Here is a 19,767-nt window from a genome sequence, read left to right as displayed (position 1 = left end):
GTTCGGACCTGCTCGCGGTCAGCCTTCGACCCGTTTCTTGAGTTCTTTCAAGGCGGTGTCGGTGATGACCTTCTCCGCCTTGCGTTTGAACATGCCGATCATCGGGATATTCAGATCGACCGTCAGCTCGTACACCACCTCGGTGGTGCCGTCGGGCTGCGCGATCAGCTCATAGGTGCCGTCCTGCGCCTTCTGCAGTTCACCGCTGGCCAGGGTCCAGCTGACCGCGCGGCCGTCCGGACGCCAGGTGTAGGTCAGCGTGTAGGTGTCCTTGACAACGCCGGCATCGAGGACGAAGCGCGCGGTGCGCGCCCGGCCGTCAGGGTATTTGTCGAGCACCTCGACCGAGCGGGCCGCGGCGACCCATTCCGGATACGACTCCAGATCGGCGATGACGGCCATTACGCGATCCGAGGGGGCGTCGATCACGATCGACCGTTGAGTTCGATCGGCCATGGGTGACAACGCTTCCTTTCGAAGGGCTGAATACGTCTACTGCGGAATTCGTCTACTGCGGAACGAACGATGTCTACTGCGCGGCGGCGGGCGCGACCCCGGCCTTGCGACCTGCTTCCAAGCGGGCCTTGACCTCGAAGGACATCTTCTTTCCGGCGACCCGGTGGGTGCGATTGACGGCCAGCAGATCACGCGCCGACAGGCCCTCGATGCTGCGCGGCTCGGCATGCATGAAGTAGTGCAGGATGACGCCGTCCAGCATGGGCTCCAGCCAGACCTCCATGGTGCCGGTCGCCGCGCCGCTCACCGTCCAGCGAATGCCCTTGTCGCCCCGGTCTTCCCGCACCTGCAATTGCAGGTCCGGCCACCAGCGGCGCCAGCGGGCACGATCTGCCAGCATCTCGCCCACGGCCACGCCGGGCGCGGCGACAAAGGTCTGGTCGGCAACCTGGATACTGCTCACGCGCAGAGCCTAACCCAGAGGATGCGTGCGTCCGATTTCGGCGGGGAGTACCGGGGGCCGCGCCCGTGCGGCATGGTCGGCGCCGGAATCCGGGCAGCGGCCGCAGATCCCGGACATAAGCACGCCGGGATGACAGGGACAGCGGCGCCAGGACGAAGTGGGTGACGAGGTTCGGCCAACGGGGTGACCGAGGTTCAACCGACGGGGTGACCGAGGTTCAACCAACGAGGTGACCAGGGTTCAACCAACGAGGTAACCAGGGTTCAACCAACGAGGTAACCAGGGTTCGGGCAACGGGGTGATCTGGGTTGGGACGACGGGGTCGACTCAGTTCAGACCGGCGGCGGGCATCGAATGCACTGGTGGATCCAGCAATTCGCGTAGGCGGGCGCCCATTCGATCCCAGCGCCACTGCTGCTGCACCCAGGCGCGCCCGGCCGCGCCCATGCGGGCGGCGGCATCGGGATCGGAAAGAATATCGACAATGGCGTCGGCAATGGAGTCGGTGGAGCGCCCATCGACAACCCGGCCGGTCTCGCCCTCGCGCACCGTCTCCGGCGCACCGCCCGAATTGCCCGCCACCACCGGAACACCGGTGGCGGAGGCCTCCAGGAACACAATGCCCAGGCCCTCCACATCCAGGCCGAGACCGCGGGTGCGGCACGGCATGGCGAAGACATCGGCGATGGTGTGGTGCGCGGCCAGTTCCGCGGCGGGGACGCGGCCGGTGAACACCACATCGTCCGAAACGCCCAAGGCTTCCGCGAGAGCGTGCAGCTTCTCCTCGTACGGGCCGCCGCCCGCGATGACCAGGACCGCGCCGTCGATGCGGTCGCGAATGTTCTTCATGGCCACAATGAGTGCGTCCTGCCCCTTGCGGGGAACCAGCCGCGACAGGCACAGAATGGTGGGCCGCTCGCCCAGGCCGTAGCGGGCGCGCAATTCGGCGCGGGCGGCCGGATCGGGCTTGAAGACCTCGGAGTCGACGGCGGGCGGCAGATATTCGAGCGCGGCGCGCGGTCCGAACGCGGCGGAGAACCGGCGGCGCGTGTACTTGCTGACATAGGTGATGACATCGGTGTTCTCGCCGATGGCCCGCAGCGCCTGCCGCGCACCGGGCAGCATGGACCAGCCGACCTCGTGCCCGTGCGTGGAGGCCACAATGCGCTCGGCGCCGGCCCGGCGCAGCACCGGTGACATGAGCGCCAGCGGCGCGGCCGCCCCGAACCACACCCGATCGCACTGCTCATCACGCATCAGCTTGCTCGCGCGGCGCGCCACCAAGGGGGTGGGCAGCATCAGGGTGGTGGGATGACGCACCACCTGAAACGGCTGATCCGCATCGAACTTCCAGTGACTGTCGCCCTTCCAGCGCGGGGCGTAGACCACCAGTTCATCGGGGGGCAGCTGCATGGCCAGCGCATGCACGTAGGACTGGATACCTCCCGGTCGTGGCGGGAAATCATTGGTAACCAGCAGCGTTCGCCCCATGCCCTCAACCTACTGCACCGGCGCGCGGCGCTCCCCCCAGCCTGAAACCTCGCACCCCTGCGGCATGCGTGTCGGAGATCAGGCGCCTTCGGCGGTTCGGGTGGTGATCCAGGAGTGCCAGCGCGCGAGGAAGTCCGGGTAGGCGGTGGCCAGCGTGCCCCGGAAGATCGCCTCCACGGCGGCTTGATCCTTCGGCCCGCTCGCCAATTGCCGGTAGAGCGAGAGCAATTGGGGCTCACCGTACTGATCGGCAATGAAGGCGCAGGCGGACCAGGCCTGTTCGTAGGCGACGGCCGCATCGGCGCTGGCGGGTGCGAAGATCGCATCCGAGGGCAGATCCGCGGGGATATTGCCGGAGCGGGCGCGCGCGGTCAGCGTGGGCGCGATCTCGGCGACGGGAGTGTGCATTCCGCGATGCGCGGAGTATTCGGCGAAACCCTCGAGCATCCACAGCGGGGAACCGTCGACCGTCACCGCGCGGGTGGCCACATGGGTGAGCTCGTGCCGCAGCACCGAGCGCAGCCCGTCGGCCCCGAGCCGGCCGGCGGCCTCCGGGCCGAAAACCACACGCTGACCGGTGGGCGCGGTGCCCGGACGGAAGACATCGGACACCGTGGAGGCCGCCACGGAAGCGGGCACGTCACCGGTGGCATGGGTGAGCGCCGCGAATTCGGCTGGGCTGGAAGCGACTACGACGACCGGGGCCTGAGACCAGTCCGACCCCCAGAGCGAACTGACCGCGGCCGTCGCCGCCGCGAGCTCACCGGCGAGCACATCCATATCGCCGCTGTGCGCCGGATGACCGAGCACCACCCCGACCTTGCCGGACCCGGTTGTCACCGGTGCGGCGATCACGCTGCCGTAGGAGTCCATGATCCGCTTCACCCCCGGCACCTGCGGATCCGATGCGACCAGGGTGTCTGCGCCCGGAACCACCGCGCGCAGCTTGGGGAGCACCGAATTTGGCAGCATGAGCAGCGCGCCACACGCCGCGGTCAATCCGGTCACCATCACCAGGGTCAGGCAGAACTGGAAACGGCGCTTGGCCGACAGCCAGCCGCGAACCTGCCGCAGTGCGCTCATAACCACCTCGGGGTGAGTGTCAGAACCGGCGCGCCGAATGGAATGGCGAGGATGCCATCGGCGCCACCGCTACCGGGACACCGAATGTGGAGGCGTGCAGCATCAGGCCGTTGCCCGCGTAGATGCCGACATGCGAGATATCAGAGTAGAAGAAGACGACGTCGCCGGGCTGCAGGTCCTTCTCGTCGACGGGTGTGCCGTACGTGGACTGCTGCTGACTGGTGCGCGGGACATCCTTGCCGACCTGATGGAACGCCCACTGCACGAGTCCGGAGCAGTCGAACTGCTCGGGACCGGTTGCGCCCCATACATAGGGAAAGCCGATGCGCGTGAGCCCGGCGGCGAGCGCACTGGTGCCACTGCCGGGAACGAGCCCGCGCAGCAGGCTGTCTCGATCGAATCCGGGCGGGAACGCGGATCCGGCGAGCGCGGAGCGATCGCTGGCCGAGAGCTGACCCCAGGCGGCGATGACGCTCGCCATGGAACCCTGCAGCGATGCCCGTTTGGCCTCGAGGTCGGTGCGTACGGCATCGGCCTGGGCGCTGGCGGCACGCGCGATATCGGCGGCGCTGCGGGCGGCGGTTTCGGCGACCTTGGCCGCATCGCTGACCTTCTGGAATTGGCCCAGTTGATCATTCGTGCGCGCGCCGACCAGATCCACGATGGACATCTGGTCCAGAAGTTGCTGCGGCGAGCTGCTGACGAGCATGGCCGTGAGCCGGTTGGTGCGACTGCCGAGCAGGGCCGAACTGGCGGCGCGGTCGATCACCGGCTGATAGCTCTGGATCTCGATCCGCGCGGCGTTCAGGGCGCCCTCGGCGATATCGGCCTTGGCATCGGCGGCATCGGCGGCCGCGACCTTGGCGTCGAGATCGGACTGTGCGTTCAGTGCCTGCTGATTGAGCTGTTCGGATTGATGCGACAGATCGATCAGGCGCTGCACCGCTTCCCCGGCTGATGCCGGTGCAGCGACCGGATCGGCCGTCGCGGGCCCTACGCCGCAGGTACAGACCAGGAGTGCGCCCGCCGTGAGCGTCGCACCCACCAGTTGCTTCGTTCTGAGAATCGTCGTGCTCTGATTCCGCTGCTGCACTGCCACCGTCGGCCGTTTCCCGTTCTCTTACCCCGAGCTGGAAAGGAAGGTCTCGATAAGGTTACGAAACGGCGACCGCTCGTGTCCAGCAGGCCACGAATTCATTACGGTCGCCGTCTCGCGCGCAGGTCGGTGACCTGCGGTTGTATCGCTCAGATCCGTTTCAGATTCGTCGGGCGCCCGCGAACGGCATCGAGGAGATCGGCGCGACCTTGACCGGCTGGCCGGCGGTGGAGGCGTGCACGACATTGCCGTCGCCGACGTAGATGCCGGAGTGGCTGCCGCCGTAGAAGGACACCACATCACCGGGCTGCAGGTCGCCCTCGGAGATCGGGGCGCCGGTGTTGAGCTGCTCGTAGCTGGTGCGCGGCACATCGATTCCGGCCTGCGCGTACGACCACTGCACCAGACCGGAGCAGTCGAAGGCGTCCGGGCCGGTGGCGCCGTACACGTACGGGTCGCCGATGCGGCTCATGGCGGCGTCCACGACCCGCTGACGCGGGTTGGCCTGCGGGGCGGCGGGGGCGGGCACACCCGGGAGCACGACGCCGGGGATGGGCGGCAGCTGCACCGGGATGGACTCCGGAACGCCGGGAATGCCGGCGGGAAGCTCAATCTGGTCCGGCACGTCGAAGTTGCCGATACCGGGGATGGACACCGGCTGCGCCGATGCGGGAGTGGCGGGCAGCAGCAGCGCACTCAGCGTGGCAGCGCCGACGGCACCGGCCGTGAGGGCCCGCTTGACGGTCTTGGTCGCCATGGTGAGGTACTTCCAATCTGCCCCGCGACGCCGCACCGGTTTGGTGGGTCGGACTCCGCGAGGTCTCAGGAAGATTACGAGCCGATAACGGTGCTTTGTAAAGTCCGGCCCAACGGCGGATGGCTCGAAATTGTTACGCGTCACCATTTCGCTGCGACAAACATCACAGCAATCACGAAACGATAACAGCGCCGTTTTCGCCGGGAGCGTCCGAACCGCTACCCGCCGGTAGGGAGTGATCGAAAACAGTCCCCTCTTGCAGGGGCGATTCGATATAACACCAGTTCAGAAGCGCCTCACTCGACCAGGCCCTGACCGGCGGACTTGCATTCGGCCGCAAGGTGACCCTTACCGCGGCAGCATGCCCGAGGTGCCGACTCGAGATGATCTTGACCGTCGCCCGAATTGATCCAGTTTATGAATCAATGTGACCCTGACCACATTTTTGCATATTCGTGCAATTCGGGGATTTCATCTCGGGTATCTCGATCAGATATCGAGACATTCTTCCTCGAACCGCGGCGCTGCCGGTGCGCGACACGCCGCCGATCCGCTGCGCCGCTCCGGGAGCGGCTCACTCTGTCGGACCCACGCCCTACGCTGCGGATCGTGTCCGGACAGCTGGCCTTCGATGAGCTCGAAACACCGCTCTATGACACGACGTTCGTGGTCGTGGATCTGGAAACGACCGGTACCAGCCCCGAGGGCGACGCGATCACCGAGATCGGGGCGGTGAAGATTCGCGGTGGGGAGGTGCTGGGCGAGTTCGCCACGCTGGTGAACCCCGGCTACGCGATTCCACCGCAGATCGTACAGATCACCGGGATCACCACCGCGATGGTGATGGATGCGCCGCGCATCGAATCGGTGCTGCCCGGATTCCTGGAGTTCGCGCGCGGGACCGTCCTGGTCGCGCACAATGCCCGCTTCGATACCGGGTTCCTGCGCGCGGCGGCGGCCCGCAGCGATATCCCCTGGCCCGCCTTCCAGGTGCTGTGCACGGTGCAGCTGGCCCGGCGGGTGCTCGGGCGTGATGAAGCGCCCTCGGTGCGGCTCTCACTGCTCGCGGAACTGCTCGGGGCGCAGACCCGGCCGACCCACCGCGCGCTGGACGATGCGCGCGCCACCGTGGATGTGCTGCACGCGCTCATCGCCCGCGTCGGCAATCAGGGCGTGCACAGCCTCACCGAGCTGCTCGACTATCTGCCGGAGGTGACTCGCCGCCAGCGTTCCAAACGGACACTCGCCACGGATCTTCCGGCCACCCCCGGCGTGTATCTCTTCCGTGGCCCGTCGGATGAAGTCCTCTATATAGGAACCGCGGTGAATCTTCGCCGCCGTGTCCGCAACTACTTCACCGGTTCCGACACCCGTCCGCGAATGCGCGAGATGGTCCAATTGGCCACGCGCGTCGATCATGTCGAGTGCGCGCACGGTCTGGAGGCGGGTGTGCGCGAGCTCCGCCTGCTGCTCGCGCACACCCCGCCCTACAACCGCCGGTCCAAATTCCCGCAGCGCGCCTGGTGGCTCACGCTGACCGAGGAGCCCTTCCCCCGCTTCGCGGTCTCCCGCACTCCCACCCGGGATGCCCTGGGCCCCTTCACCTCCCGCGCCGAGGCCGTCGAGGTCGGCGTCACCGTCGCGGAGCATTCCCGCCTGCGCACCTGCACCGCCCGCATCCCGCGATCCGGCCACCACGATTGCCCGCCCGCCGTTGTCGGCGGCTGCCCCGCGACCGCCGAAAACAGACCCCTATATATAGAGGAGTACGCGCAAGCCCCCGAGGCGGTGCGCGCACTCTTCTCCGGCCGCAGCGACGACATCCTGCACGCGATCGAGTCGAAGATCGAAACCCACTCCGCAGCAGAACATTTCGAAGCCGCCGCCCGCCTCCGCGACCGCACCGTCACGGTGGTCCGCGCCCTGCGCCGCACCCAGCGCCTGGCCGCCCTCACCCGCATCCCCGAACTGATCGCCGCCCACCCCGACGGCGCCGGCGGCTGGCACTTCGCGGTCATCCGCCACGGCCGCCTAGCCTCCGCCGGCAACGCGCCTCGAGGCGTCTCCCCCATGCTCACCGTCGACCACCTCGCCGCCGCCGCCGAAACCGTCATCCCACCCCGCCTGAATCCCCCACCCCGAACCCGCACCCCCACGCCAACTCCCGGCACCCCACCAGCGGCCGACCTGGATGCCGAAGCGACCCCCACTCCGGTCGCCTCCGACGACCCCGCCTATCCCCCACTGCACGGCGCCCTCCCCGAGGAAGCCGGGCTCCTCGTCCGCTGGCTGGAACAACCCGGCACCCGCATAGTCCGCACCACCGACGGCTACCACGAGCCCCGCCTCGGCGCAGGCGCCTGGCTCGCCTGGATGGAGCGCGCCGAAGCCGCCGCCAGCGCAACGATCGACGATCCCTCACCACCCACACCCCACCGAGAATGACGACCTGCCAGAGGCGCGAATGCCGTGCGCATCAGGCGCATCGGCCTATCGAACGCCACGACCGCCTCGGCCTGGAACTCACACCGACTGACCGACTTCACTCCGGCCGGCCTGACGCGGTCTCGATCGATCGCTCACGTCATGGTCGACGGCTGTGCCGTTGTGGATCTCCCCCGGGATGCGCCATTGTCCGCGAACGGGGAAGGCCCCGAGTCGAATTCGACTCGGGGCCTTCCCTTTACAGCGGGGTGTCTCAGTGGCTGTCGTGCACGCCGCTGTCGACGTTCTCCTGATGGCTCGCGAGGGCCTTGAGCATCTCGTGCTCTTCCTTGTGCGCGTTCGCGACATTGTCCAGCTGCTGCTGGTGCGGGTCGGCGAACAGGAAGGAGCCGGTGCCGGGCTTGCCGGCGGAGCCGAGCTTGACCATCTTCTTGGGCACCGTGGCGCCCTGGTACTCCAGCGGAATGGCGTGGCCGTGCGAATCGACCGGTCCGAGCGGCTGGTGCACCTCGATGTACTCACCGTGCGGCAGACGCTTGATGACACCGGTTTCGATGCCGTGCTCGAGCACGTCGCGGTCGCTGCGCTGCAGGCCGAGGCACAGGCGGTAGGCCGCGAAGTACGCGAGCGGCGGCGCCACCAGCAGGCCGATGCGGAAGATCCACGTCGTCGCGTTCAGCGAGATGTTGAACTTGAGCGCGATGATGTCGTTGACACACGCCAGGGTCAGCACCAGGTAGAAGGCGATGGACATGGCGCCGATGGCGGTGCGGACCGGCACATCGCGCGGACGCTGCAGCAGGTTGTGGCGCACGGTGTCGCCGGTGAGCCGCTTCTCGATCCACGGGTACATGACCAGGACGGTGAAGACCAGGCCCATGATCAGCGCGACCCAGAACGCGGCCGGCACGGTGTGGCCCCAGAAGTAGAGCTCCCACGGCGGCATGAGACGCGCCATGCCGTCGGTCCACATCATGTAGAAGTCCGGCTGCGAACCCGCGGAGACCTGAGACGGGTTGTAGGGACCCAGGTTCCAGATCGGGTTGATCTGGAACACGCCCGCCATGATCGCGACGATGCCGAGGGTGAAGGCGAAGAACGCGCCCTGGTCCGCGGCGAACACCGGCACGATGCGCGCGCCGACGACATTGGTTTCCTTGCGGCCCGGCCCGGGGAACTGCGTGTGCTTCTGGTACCAGACCAGCGCCACGTGTGCCGCGATGAGCGCCAGCAGAATGCCCGGAATCAGCAGCACGTGCGCGATGTACAGGCGCGGAATGATGATGTCGCCCGGGAAGTCGCCGCCGAAGATCAGCCAGTGCATCCAGGTGCCGATGACCGGAACACCCATGGTGATGCCACCGAACGCCGCGCGCAGACCGGTTCCGGAGAGCAGGTCGTCGGGAAGCGAGTAGCCGAAGAAGCCTTCGAACATGGCCAGGATGAGCAGCAGCGAGCCGATGACCCAGTTGGCCTCACGCGGCTTGCGGAAAGCGCCGGTGAAGAAGATGCGGAACAGGTGGATGATGATCGACGCCGCGAACAGCAGCGCCGCCCAGTGGTGCACCTGGCGCACGAACAGACCGCCGCGCACCTCGAAGGAGATGTTCAGCGCGGTCTCGTAGGCCCGCGACATGGACACGCCACGCAGCGGCTGGTACGAGCCGTTGTAGACGGTCTCGCTCATGGACGGGTCGAAGTACAGCGTCAGGTAGATACCCGACAGCAGCAGGATGATGAAGGCGTACAGCGCGATCTCACCGAGCAGGAACGACCAGTGGGTCGGGAAGACCTTGTTGATCGATCGCTTTACGAACGCGGCAGCGTGATACCGCTCGTCGAGTTCATCAACTTGGCTCATGAACGACGCTCCCAGTAGGCCGGTCCGAGGGGCTCGATGAAGTCGTGCGCGGCGACCAGGTAGCCCTCGGAGTTGACGGTGATCGCCAGCTGCGGCAGCGCGCGGGCGGCGGGACCGAAGATCGGCTTACCCCATTCGACCGCAGAGAACTGCGACTGGTGGCAGGGGCACAGGATCTTGTTGTCCTGCTGCTCGAAAAGCGAGGTGGGGCAACCGAGGTGGGTGCAGATCTTCGAGTAGGCCCAGTAGTCGCCGTAGTTGAAGCTTTCCTGGCCCTTGCGCTTGATGGCGGACTCGGAGTCCTTGGTGCGCAGGCGAATCAGCATGACCGCGTTGCGGATTCCACGCAGCGACTGCAGCGTCTCCTCCTCGTCGCCACGCCATTCTTCCTTCCAGGGGAAGACGGTTTCCATGGCGCCGGCGTCGAGATCCTCCGGCTTCACCAGCACGATATCGCTGGGGCGGCCGGTGTCGCGGCGCAGGTAGACGGTCTGGCCCGGGTAGTCCGGGGTCCAGCCGGAGACCCACAGCGGCGACTTGTCGCCCTTGGCCCACGGGTTCTTGATCATGCCGCCGGCGAAGACGAACAGCGCGCCGATGCCGAGCAGGCCCGCGCCCGCACCCGCGGTGCGGGTGATGAGCTTGCGGCGGCCGAGCGTGGAGGTCTCCACCGCGTCGGACAGCTGCGCGCCCAGGGTGCGGCGGTTGACCTCGGAGGAGCGGCCATCGTGGCGGTCCTGGATCGAGATCTCGGCCGGGATGAACTTCTTGCGGATGAGCACCACGGCCACGCCGATGGCCAGCACCGAGATGCCCAGGGTGAGGCCGTACAGCGGGGTGGTCAGCGTGTAGGCGGCATTGCCGTCTTCGCCGCGCCCCTTGTACTGCCAGGGCCAGAAGAGGAATACGCCGATGAGCGCGGCCGCCGCGATGCCGGAGATGGCGAACCACAGCGCCACCTGGCGCTCGGCGCGCTTCTCGGCGCGGGTGCCGGGGACGGGCCAGCGCGGTGCGCGGTAGGCCACGTCGACGCCGTCGAGCTTGGTACCGAGTTCGACGAGCTCGTCACGCGACATCGCGTCGAGCTGCTCATCCGTCGGTTCCCCGGTGGGGTTGTCCCCCATGCTGTTTCGCTCCTGTTCACTCATGGCTGCGCCCTCCGGATCATGACCCCGGGCCCTCCGTGGTTACGCTGCGCTGCCGCCTCCGGGCCTGACGTGGTCATGATCGTGATCCGATCCACATCGCCGATCCGACCAGCGCCACGATGCCGACGATCCACATGACCAGACCCTCGGTCGCGGGACCGAAGCCGCCGAGGCCGTATCCGGCCTCCGACGGGGTCCGCATGCGATCGGTGATGTACCCGACGATGTCCTTCTTCTCCTCCGGCGTCAGCTGCCGATCGGAGAACTTGGGCATGTTCTGCGGGCCGGTGAGCATGGCCAGGTAGATCTGCTGATTGGTCGCCTTGTCCAGCGGCGGCGCGAACTTACCGGAGGACAGCGCGCCGCCCTTGCCGGTGAAGTTGTGGCAGGAGGCGCAGTTCATGCGGAAGAGCTCGCCACCGCGGCCGAGATCGGCTCCGGCGGTGAGGGAATCCTGTGCGACCTCGCCGTTGCTGTCGCGCACCACGGTCGGACCGCCGCCATTGGCCTGGATGTAGGCGCCGAGGGCGTCGGTCTGGTGTGCGTCGAACTTCTCGGGCTTGCGCACGATCTGCGCTTCGTTGCGGGCCGCGGGCATACGTCCGGAGGAGACCTGGAAGTACACCGCTGCTTCGCCGACGCCGATCAGGGCGGGGCCGCGATCCTGGACACCCTGCAGATTGGCACCGTGGCAGGTGACGCAGGAGGTGTCGTAGATCTGCTTGCCCTCGCGGATCAGCGCGGACTGGTCTTCGTTCGCCGTGGCGACCTGAGCCGTCGGCGTCAGGGCCGATGCCGCGAAGCCGGCTCCGACGAGGCCCATCAGAAGAACCAGACCGCCGGCGATACGCCGGCGCACGCGGCGCTGCTTACGCGTCTTGGTGGCCTCGCCCGAACCCGATGCGAGGCTCGGATCTGGCGCTGACGGGGGAGATGAACTCATCTGTGTCCCTTTGGAGTAGACGGAACCGACTTGTACAGAAGTTTCTTGCCTACGGCGGGCTGTGCCGTGGAGCTCAACCGCGCTAGCGGATGAAGTAGATCGTGGCGAAGAGGCCGATCCAGACGATGTCGACGAAGTGCCAGTAGTACGAGACAACGATCGCTGCCGTGGCCTGCGCCGGGGTGAACTTACTCAGCGAGGTACGGATCAGCAGGAAGACGAAGGCGATGAGACCGCCGATGACGTGCAGGCCGTGGAAGCCGGTCGTGATGTAGAAGACCGAGCCGTACACGGTGCTGGAGATGGTGGTGCCTTCACGAACCAGGTTGGTGTACTCGTAGCCCTGACCGGCGACGAACATCGCGCCCATGATCAGGGTGACGGTGTACCAGCGGCGCAGGCCGAACACGTCGCCGCGCTCAGCCGCGAAGACGCCCATCTGGCAGGTGAAAGACGAGGCGACCAGGACGGCGGTCACCGGCACGGCGAGCTTGAGGTTCAGCTCGGTCGGCTCCATCGGCCATTTGCCGTGTGCCTGCGCGCGGGCGACAAAGTACATAGCGAACAGGCCGGCGAAGAACATCAACTCGCTCGACAGCCAGATGATGGTACCGACGCTGACCATGTTGGGCCGGTTCAGCGAATGCACTCGCTGGGTAATGGCCGATCCTGGGGTCCCTACTGCGGTCGTCACGCCGGTAAGTATGACTTGTCGTAGTACGACAGGAGTAGCGGGGTACGAAACTTCGTCGTACGTGTCGGAAACCGCAGGGCGAGCGACCCTCTCGACAGGGGCTCGGCGTGTCATGGAGCAGCCTAGATTGTGCAGGTAAGAGGAAGCTGAGCCACTTTTGGAAGGTGAAATGAACGCGAAGTCACGGTGGCTGCGGCGCTTTCGGCGCGCCGGGCCCGCGCAACTCGATACCGGGCGCGGCGACCTGGTGGTGGTGGCGTCGAGTTTCGATGACGCGGAAGCATGTTCGGCTGTTCTGGGCCGCGCGGAGAACTGGACTGCCGACCAACCTGCGGTTTTACGGCACCACCTGCGGGTTCCCGCAGAGCAGCGGAATGCGGTGCAAATCATTGCCGAGCGGGAAGGCTATGAAACCCTTTCGCAGGCCGATGCCGAGATGCTGATCCTGCAACGCGTCCGGGTCATCGATGCCATGCACTGCGCCCAGGACCACGCCCGCATGGTCGCGCTCGCGCACCGCCATGACGGTGTGGCACTGGGCTGGGATGCCCTGCAGCCACCGGGAGAAAAGAAATAGCCCCCGCGCACTAGGCTTGGCAGCCATGAGCGCGCGCAGCTGGCGAGAAATCCTCGGCATCCTCACCGACGGCAATGACCTCTCCGCCGAGGAGGCCACCTGGGCGCTGAACGAGATCTTCACCGATAGCGCCACCTCCGCGCAGATCGCCGCCTTCGGTGTGGCCCTGAAGATGAAGGGCCCCACCTCCGCCGAGCTGGGCGGCCTGGCCGCGGGCATGCTCGCGCACGCGCGCCGGATTCCGTTCGAGGGCACCGCGGTCGATATCGTCGGCACCGGCGGTGACCGCTCCGGCACGGTGAATATCTCCACCATGTCCTCGATCGTGGTGGCGGCCACCGGGATTCCCGTGGTGAAGCACGGCAATCGCGCGGCCTCGTCCAAGAGCGGCGGCGCGGATGTGCTGGAGGCGCTGGGCGTGAAGATCGCCCTGGGCCCGGCCTCGGTCGCGGCCTCGGTGCGCGAGGCCGGTATCGGCTTCTGCTTCGCGCCGGTCTTCCATCCCGCACTGCGCTATGCCAGCCAGGCCCGCGGTGAGATCGGCATTCCGACGGTCTTCAATATCCTGGGCCCGCTGACCAATCCGGCACAGCCGACCGCCGGTCTCATCGGCTGCGCCTTCGCGGATCTGCTGCCGGTCATCGCGGGCGTGTTCGCCGATCGCGGCGCCTCGGCGCTGGTAGTGCGCGGCAATGACGGGCTGGACGAGATCACCACGGCCGATACCACCGATGTGTGGGTCGTCGCGGGCGGTCAGCGGTACGAAACCACCATCGACCCAACCAAACTCGGCATCGAGCGCGTCGATCCGGCGGCCCTCAAGGGTGGCGACGCGACCATGAACGCGGTGATCGCCCGCAATATGTTCGCCGGTGATCTCGGCCCGGTTCGTGATGCGGTGCTGGTGAATTCGGCCGCCGCGGTGGTCGCCTACGAGCTCACCGCGGCGAATGCCGAGGACGATCTGCACGCGCGGCTGGCCGTTGCGCTGGAGCGGGTTTCCGCGGCCGTCGACAGCGGCGCTGCGGCGGCGCTGCTCGATCGCTGGGTGGCCGTGACGAACGAGCTCGGTTCCGACTGATCACGGCCGGACGAACCGGCCGCATTCGGCCCGTTCGTCCGAAAAAAGACCGAATTGTCGCTTTTCGCACGAGTTCGCAGGTGCCAAAGGTGTGTTGTTTGCTGGTGATACACCAGCGGCGGCGTTACAGTTTCGGCGTTGAGCAGGCGGTTCTCCGCTAGGGTGCGGGCGATCGCCGGACGGACCCAGTGAGGATGTGCGGCATGAAGCGGTACGGATATGCGATATCCGGGCTCGCGGCTGCGGTGCTCGTGACGGCCGCACCGAGGGACACAGCCATGGCGAGATCGCCGAAAAGCCTGCCCCGCTCCTCGACCCCCACGCCCTGATGGCGAGCCCCGCGCAGCACGGAATCTCTTGGCGCCGAGGCATTCTCGCGGTCACGGTGGCCGCGCTCGGCGGCGCCCTCCTCGGCGGTGTGCCGGTGAGCGCCGCACACCCGGTCACGCCGATTGCCCACACCTCGGCACAGGGCATGCTTACCGTGGACGACCGCGATTACGGCGACCTCACCGGATGCCTCACCGTCCGCAAGGTGCCCCGCCGCCTGGCGGTCACCAACAACACCGATCAGGCGGTCCGCGTCTATCTGCTGCCCGGTTGCCGAGGCGGCGTCACCCGCGTCATCGAGCCCGGCCGCCACGCCTCCCCCCTCGGCGCCGCAGTCCTCGCGAACTGACCGCATGCCTCGGAGGAACTCTCCGGGCGCATCGTTCAGACGGGATTGCCGGGCCCGCTACCGACCGCTATTCGCCGATGGAGAAGCCCTGCTCCACATCCGCGCGCGAGTAGGACTTGAAGGCGATGTGCGTAGTGGTGCGCTCGACTCCGGCCGTCTTATTGATCCGCCCGGTCACCACCTCCGCGATCTGCTCATGGTCGCGCACCCGCACCACCGCGATCAGATCCACATCCCCGGCGCACGAGTACACCTCGGCCACCCCGTCGATATCGGCCAGTTCCTGCGCGGTCTCCGGAATCCGATCGGACTCGGCAAAGATCAGCACGATCGCGGTAATCATGCGCCCAACTCTAGGTGATCACCCCCCGAATCCCCCCGACCCCCGACCGCACACCCCGCATCAGCACCCCACAGCGCCACTGAGCACTGTCCAGCACAGACACGCGCTGTTCGGTGCCCAGCACCCCCAGTCGCGTGCCAACCATCGCCCGCGCCGACCGCACAACCCGTCTCGATGCCACACAGCGCCGACAAGCACTGTCCAGCAGAGACATGCGCTGTTCGACGCCCTGGGCCGCAGGCAACCAGCGCGCGACCGACCGCACAACCCGCGTCGGTGCCACACAGCGCTGATAGGGGCTGCGCGGCACGGACATGCGCTGTTCGGTGCGGGCGGTCAGTCCGGGAGAGAAGCGGGGTCGACGGGGGTGCCGAGGAGGTCTGTGGCGGTGTGGTGGATTTTGGTGAGGGCGGACATGAGGTGTTTGCGTTCGGTGGGGGTGAGAGCGGCGGTGACTTTGTCCTCCAGGGCTTTTCGGTCGGCTTCGACGGGTTTCTGGAGGTCGCGGCCCTTGTCGGTGAGCCAGAGGCGGACGAGGCGGTTGTCGCGGTCGTCGGGGCGGCGCACGAGCAGGCCGGCGGCGGTCATGCGGGTGGCGGCCTTGACGACGGTGGGGGTGCTGACATTCAGGGCGGCGGCCATCTCCCCCGGCGTGCGCCCGTCCTGCTCCCAGAGTGCGGCCAGCACATGGTTCTGCCCGAGGTGCAGTCCGAGGCGGCGCATATCGCGATCGGCCAAGGCGCGCAGGACTTTCGACGTGCTGCCATGGAGATCGAGGAAGTCGGACATCAGGCCTCCGGGGTCGGCGGACAACTATTGACCAGAGATCGTTAGCCGTCTAGCGTTATTCGATAGACGGCTAACGACTTGGAGCGTTCATGATACTTCTGACAGGTGCGACCGGAAACATCGGCCGCGAACTCACCCGCGAACTGGCCACCGCCGGAGTCGAATACCGCATCCTGGTGCGCGATCCGGCCCGCGCCCGCGACCTCCCGGCGCCGGCGCGGCGATACGTCGGCGATCTCGACGATCCGGCCGCCCTCGCCGGGGCCCTGGACGGCGTCACCGCCCTGTTCCTGCTGGTCCCCGGCGTCGGCATCGACCACACCCGCCACGCGGTGAAGTCCGCACAGCAGGCCGGCGTCCGCCGCATCGTGCTGCTGTCCTCCTTCCATGCCGCCGGCGATCCCGTTCCCCCCATGGGCCGCTGGCACCGCGAACGCGAGGAACTCGTCCTGGCCGGCGGCATTCCGGCAACCATCGTGCGACCGGGCGGCCTCATGAGCAATGCCCTCGAATGGGCCCCCGCCATCCGCGCGGGCGAACCGATTCTCGACCCGACCGGCCCGGGCCGCTTCGCCCCGGTCGACCCGGCCGATATCGCCGCGGTGGCGGCCCGCGCCCTGACCGAGCCGAATCACCGGCCCGCCACCTATGCCCTGACCGGCGCCGAATCCCTCACCTGCGCAGAGCAGGTCGCGATCCTGTCGCGAATCCTCGGCCGCACACTCGAGATTCGCGGCACCAGCACCCCGGAGGAGGCCATCCGGGCTCGCTTCCCGAACGGAGCCCCACCAGCCCTGGCCGCCGCGATCCTGGAGTCCTTCACCCAAATGCGCTCCGACACAGTCGGACTGCGCACCGATACCGTCACTGCACTGCTCGGCCGCCCGCCCCGCACCTTCGCGCAATGGTGTGCGGCACACCGCGACGCCTTCGCCTGACCGGACGATCCGGGTCGCCGCAGGTCGGGGGCGTGCGGATCTTGATTTCGCCGAATCGTGTACCGGGCAGTAATTTTCGGGTGATCATGGATCGAAAATGTGAACCGACTAGTAGTCGCTGGCGTGGCTGCCCAGGGGGTTTCCGATGTTCGATCTGCTACCGGCTGTTCCGGTTCTCCGCCACCTCTCCCGAAATACCGCGCGTCTCGCCGTGCGCAACCTGCTCGCGGGTGCCACGGTCGTCGCGGTTGCCGCCGCTGTCGCCACGGCGCATGCCGAACCCGCCGCCGCACCGGTGGATCCGGCGGCGGCCATCTCGCAGGGCGCGCTCGCCGTTCTCCATTCGGTCACCACGGTGATGCCCGGCGTGGACCTCCCCGGCCTGGAACTGCCCGCCATGTTCAGCCCGGCCACCGCCATCGTGGTACTCGGTTACGGCCTGCTGCCCGATGGTTCGATGCGCCCGGAGCTGGTGAACCGCCTCTACGCCGGGTACGTCTCGGCGCTGCTGTCCCCCGATGCCCCGGTGATCGTCACCGGCGGCAATCCGCAGAACGGCGTCACCGAGGCCCAGGCCATGGCGGACTGGCTGACGCAGCGCGGCATCACCCCGCAGCGCATTCACAGTGAGACCCATGCGAATTCGACCGTGCAGAACGCGGCGTTCTCGGCCCAGCTCATGCAGGCGATCGGCGCACACGCGGCCATCCTGATCACCTCGGCCGACCATATCGCCCGGGCCCTCAGCAACTTCCGGTCCGCGGGCATCGCGGTGGTCGCGACCATGACCCCGGACGACTCACCCCTGTCCGCGCAACCATACGGAATAGGCAAGTAGCTTCGCACTCGAAAGCCGAAGGCCCGTCCCCTTTTCGGGGACCGGCCTTCGACGTCGGTGCCGTCATACCAGGTAGCGGGCGATGCTTTCGGCTACACAGGCGGGCTTGGGCTCTCCCTCGATCTCGATGGTGACCGTGCGTTCGCCCTGAACGCCGCCCGGGATATCGGTGATGGAGTTCAGGGTGAAGCGGCCGCGGATGCGACTGCCGACCGGGACCGGGGTGATGAAGCGAACCTTGTTGAGTCCGTAGTTGATTGCCATGCGCACGAAGCTGGCCTGCATCACCTGTGCGCTCATGGGGACCACCAGGGACAGGGTCAGGAAGCCGTGTGCGATGGTGCGCCCGTAGGGTCCGGCGGCGGCGCGTTCCGGATCGACGTGGATCCACTGGTGATCGCCGGTGGCGTCGGCGAACCGGTCGATGCGCTCCTGGTCGATGAGAATCCAGTCGCTGACACCGATTTCGGTCCCGACGGCCGCCCGCAATTCGTCGAACGAAGTGAAGTCGATCATGCTGTTTCCTCTCTCGCATGAGCGGGGCTCTCCGTGGTTACGCTCCGCCGCCGAGCCTGACCGCTCATGCGAACCGCTCCTTGAGTTCTCGCTTCAAAATCTTATGGGTGGGTCCGAGCGGCAGTTCGGTCAGGAATTCGACCCGCCGCGGGTATTTGTAGCGGGCCACGTGCTCCCGGGCGAACTCGATGATCTCCTCGGCGGTGACGGGCTCGGCGGGCACCACCACCGCCAGGATCTCCTCGCCGTAATTGTCGTCCGGCACCCCGATCACCGCGACCTGCGCGATCTTGGGATGCCGCAGCAGCGCGGCCTCGACCTCGGTCGGATACACATTGAATCCGCCGCGAATGATCATCTCCTTGATGCGGTCCACAATGCGCAGGTAGTCACCCTCGTCCTTGACGCCGAGGTCACCGGTGCGGAACCAGCCGTCCACCACGGCTTCCGCCGTAGCCTCGGGCCGCCCGGTGTATCCGCTGAACACATTGTGCCCGCGCACCACGACCTCGCCGACGCTCCCGGTCGGCAGCAGTTCGATGCGATCGTGCACGGCCGGATCGGCGATCTCGACATCCACGCCCCACACCGCATGCCCGACGGTCCCGGCGACCGGTCCGAGCAGCGGCTGGTTGACGGTGGCGGTCGGCGAGGTCTCCGAGAGCCCGTAGCCCTCCAGCACCTGCGCGCCGAACACCCGCTCGAAGTCCTCGAGCACCGAGGGCGGCATGGCCGCGCCGCCGCTGATGCACAGCCGCAGCTTCGGCAGTCGCTCCGCCTCGCGCGCGGCTTCCAGCAGGCCGACGTACATGGTCGGCACCCCGTGGAAGGTATTGATAGTCTCGGCGTTCATGAGCCGAATCGCCTCGGCCGCATCGAATCTCGGCAGCAGCACCAGTGTCGCGCCCAGCCGCCAGTGCGAATTCATGGACACCGTCTGCCCGAACACATGGAACAGCGGGAGCGCGCCGAGGGCGATGTCCTCGCGCTTGACCTCATTGGCGTCGAAGGCGTTCACCGTGGCGCACATGACCATATTGAGGTGACTGAGCTCCGCGCCCTTCGGCCGGCCGGTGGTCCCACTGGTGTAGAACACCACCGCGATATCGAGCGGACTGCGCGACACGAATGCCGGAATCGCTTCGGCGGCCAGCTCTTTCGGGTTCACGCAGGGAATCCCCGCGCGCTCGGCGGCCGCCTTGCCCACCGCAGCCACCATGTCGTGACAGATGAGCAATGACGCTCCGCTGTCCCGCAGCACGTATTCGGCCTCGTCCGCGGTGAGCAGCAGATGCACCGGCACCACGGTCGCCCCCGCCGCCAGGATGGCGTAGTAGGCGCGCGGGAAATCAGCGGTATTGGGCCCCATCAGCGCGACTCGATCCCCCGGCCGCACGCCGAGTTCGATGAGCGCCCCGGCCTGTTCGCGGGCCTGCCGCCACAGGTCGGCGAAGGTGATCCGTTGTGCGCCTTCGATGAGGGCGAGGTGGTCGGGCCGCCGCCGCGCCGGTTCGGCGAGAATGCTGGCCAGGGAGAGCGTCGCGTTCATGGAGACCTCTTGCTGTTCGT

Annotated in this window: 20 protein-coding genes; 6 read left to right on the top strand and 14 right to left on the bottom strand. The window is 67.3% G+C overall.

The annotated features are described in order from the left end of the window. Positions 1-18 precede the first annotated feature (18 nt). The 6 genes from OG716_RS00835 to OG716_RS00810 all read right to left on the bottom strand — a co-directional run bounded on the left by OG716_RS00835 (position 19) and on the right by OG716_RS00810 (position 5,346). Positions 19-456: an SRPBCC family protein gene (locus OG716_RS00835; protein ID WP_405135829.1), complete on the bottom strand. Its 438-nt coding sequence runs from the start codon at positions 454-456 to the stop codon at positions 19-21. A gap of 73 nt (positions 457-529) precedes the next feature. Beyond that, a complete protein-coding gene (locus tag OG716_RS00830) occupies positions 530-919 on the bottom strand; it encodes a polyketide cyclase / dehydrase and lipid transport (RefSeq protein ID WP_355128832.1) in 390 nt (129 codons plus the stop codon). 327 nt (positions 920-1,246) lie between these two features. Continuing rightward, on the bottom strand, positions 1,247-2,410 hold the full coding sequence (locus tag OG716_RS00825) for a glycosyltransferase family 4 protein (protein WP_355128834.1): 1,164 nt from the start codon (positions 2,408-2,410) through the stop codon (positions 1,247-1,249). A 78-nt stretch (positions 2,411-2,488) separates the two neighbouring features. Next, positions 2,489-3,493, bottom strand: coding sequence for a hypothetical protein (locus OG716_RS00820; RefSeq protein WP_405135828.1), 1,005 nt, complete (start codon positions 3,491-3,493; stop codon positions 2,489-2,491). A 19-nt stretch (positions 3,494-3,512) separates the two neighbouring features. Next, positions 3,513-4,538 (bottom strand): NlpC/P60 family protein, encoded by a 1,026-nt coding sequence (locus tag OG716_RS00815; RefSeq protein WP_405135827.1) that lies wholly within the window; start codon positions 4,536-4,538, stop codon positions 3,513-3,515. Positions 4,539-4,749: 211 nt separating this feature from the next. Next, complete coding sequence (locus OG716_RS00810; RefSeq protein WP_405135826.1) at positions 4,750-5,346, bottom strand: C40 family peptidase; 597 nt, start codon at positions 5,344-5,346, stop codon at positions 4,750-4,752. A gap of 579 nt (positions 5,347-5,925) precedes the next feature. Between OG716_RS00810 and OG716_RS00805 the strand changes: the two genes are divergently transcribed. Beyond that, positions 5,926-7,791, top strand: coding sequence for a DEDD exonuclease domain-containing protein (locus OG716_RS00805; RefSeq protein WP_405139436.1), 1,866 nt, complete (start codon positions 5,926-5,928; stop codon positions 7,789-7,791). A gap of 253 nt (positions 7,792-8,044) precedes the next feature. Here the strand turns inward: OG716_RS00805 and OG716_RS00800 are convergent, their stop codons facing one another. The 4 genes from OG716_RS00800 to OG716_RS00785 all read right to left on the bottom strand — a co-directional run bounded on the left by OG716_RS00800 (position 8,045) and on the right by OG716_RS00785 (position 12,437). Next, positions 8,045-9,652 (bottom strand): cytochrome bc complex cytochrome b subunit, encoded by a 1,608-nt coding sequence (locus OG716_RS00800; protein WP_355128844.1) that lies wholly within the window; start codon positions 9,650-9,652, stop codon positions 8,045-8,047. Further along, positions 9,649-10,800, bottom strand: a complete 1,152-nt coding sequence (locus tag OG716_RS00795; RefSeq protein WP_355128846.1) for a ubiquinol-cytochrome c reductase iron-sulfur subunit — start codon at positions 10,798-10,800, stop codon at positions 9,649-9,651. The genes OG716_RS00800 and OG716_RS00795 overlap by 4 nt, the downstream gene beginning before the upstream one ends. A gap of 73 nt (positions 10,801-10,873) precedes the next feature. Further along, positions 10,874-11,743: a c-type cytochrome gene (locus OG716_RS00790; RefSeq protein ID WP_405135824.1), complete on the bottom strand. Its 870-nt coding sequence runs from the start codon at positions 11,741-11,743 to the stop codon at positions 10,874-10,876. An 82-nt stretch (positions 11,744-11,825) separates the two neighbouring features. Then, entirely contained in the window at positions 11,826-12,437 is a 612-nt protein-coding gene (locus tag OG716_RS00785) for a heme-copper oxidase subunit III (RefSeq protein WP_327141000.1), read from the bottom strand. Positions 12,438-12,606: 169 nt separating this feature from the next. On the opposite strand from OG716_RS00785, the gene OG716_RS00780 reads away from it, so the two are divergent. From OG716_RS00780 to OG716_RS00770, 3 genes are all read left to right on the top strand, one after another. After that, a complete protein-coding gene (locus tag OG716_RS00780) occupies positions 12,607-13,014 on the top strand; it encodes a hypothetical protein (protein WP_405135823.1) in 408 nt (135 codons plus the stop codon). Between the two features lie 25 nt (positions 13,015-13,039). Further along, on the top strand, positions 13,040-14,095 hold the full coding sequence (gene trpD, locus OG716_RS00775) for an anthranilate phosphoribosyltransferase (protein WP_405135822.1): 1,056 nt from the start codon (positions 13,040-13,042) through the stop codon (positions 14,093-14,095). A gap of 196 nt (positions 14,096-14,291) precedes the next feature. Beyond that, positions 14,292-14,774, top strand: a complete 483-nt coding sequence (locus tag OG716_RS00770; RefSeq protein ID WP_405135821.1) for a hypothetical protein — start codon at positions 14,292-14,294, stop codon at positions 14,772-14,774. A 67-nt stretch (positions 14,775-14,841) separates the two neighbouring features. Here the strand turns inward: OG716_RS00770 and OG716_RS00765 are convergent, their stop codons facing one another. Both OG716_RS00765 and OG716_RS00760 read right to left on the bottom strand, forming a co-directional pair. Further along, complete coding sequence (locus OG716_RS00765; protein ID WP_297609004.1) at positions 14,842-15,117, bottom strand: Lrp/AsnC family transcriptional regulator; 276 nt, start codon at positions 15,115-15,117, stop codon at positions 14,842-14,844. A 336-nt stretch (positions 15,118-15,453) separates the two neighbouring features. Further along, positions 15,454-15,906: a MarR family winged helix-turn-helix transcriptional regulator gene (locus tag OG716_RS00760; RefSeq protein ID WP_405135820.1), complete on the bottom strand. Its 453-nt coding sequence runs from the start codon at positions 15,904-15,906 to the stop codon at positions 15,454-15,456. 89 nt (positions 15,907-15,995) lie between these two features. On the opposite strand from OG716_RS00760, the gene OG716_RS00755 reads away from it, so the two are divergent. Then, positions 15,996-16,844: an NAD(P)H-binding protein gene (locus OG716_RS00755; RefSeq protein WP_405135819.1), complete on the top strand. Its 849-nt coding sequence runs from the start codon at positions 15,996-15,998 to the stop codon at positions 16,842-16,844. A 145-nt stretch (positions 16,845-16,989) separates the two neighbouring features. Next, positions 16,990-17,682, top strand: coding sequence for a YdcF family protein (locus OG716_RS00750; protein WP_405135818.1), 693 nt, complete (start codon positions 16,990-16,992; stop codon positions 17,680-17,682). 63 nt (positions 17,683-17,745) lie between these two features. On the opposite strand, the gene OG716_RS00745 is transcribed toward OG716_RS00750, so the two are convergent. Together OG716_RS00745 and OG716_RS00740 are read right to left on the bottom strand one after the other, a co-directional pair. Then, on the bottom strand, positions 17,746-18,198 hold the full coding sequence (locus tag OG716_RS00745) for a MaoC family dehydratase (RefSeq protein ID WP_405135817.1): 453 nt from the start codon (positions 18,196-18,198) through the stop codon (positions 17,746-17,748). Between the two features lie 64 nt (positions 18,199-18,262). Continuing rightward, entirely contained in the window at positions 18,263-19,747 is a 1,485-nt protein-coding gene (locus OG716_RS00740; RefSeq protein ID WP_405135816.1) for a long-chain-fatty-acid--CoA ligase, read from the bottom strand. Positions 19,748-19,767: the final 20 nt, after the last annotated feature.

The organism is Nocardia sp. NBC_01388 (assembly GCF_045040085.1).
In the GTDB taxonomy this organism is placed as follows: Bacteria; Actinomycetota; Actinomycetes; order Mycobacteriales; family Mycobacteriaceae; genus Nocardia.
Note: the sequence above shows the minus strand (reverse complement) of the source record. Positions and strands in the feature narration are given on the sequence as shown.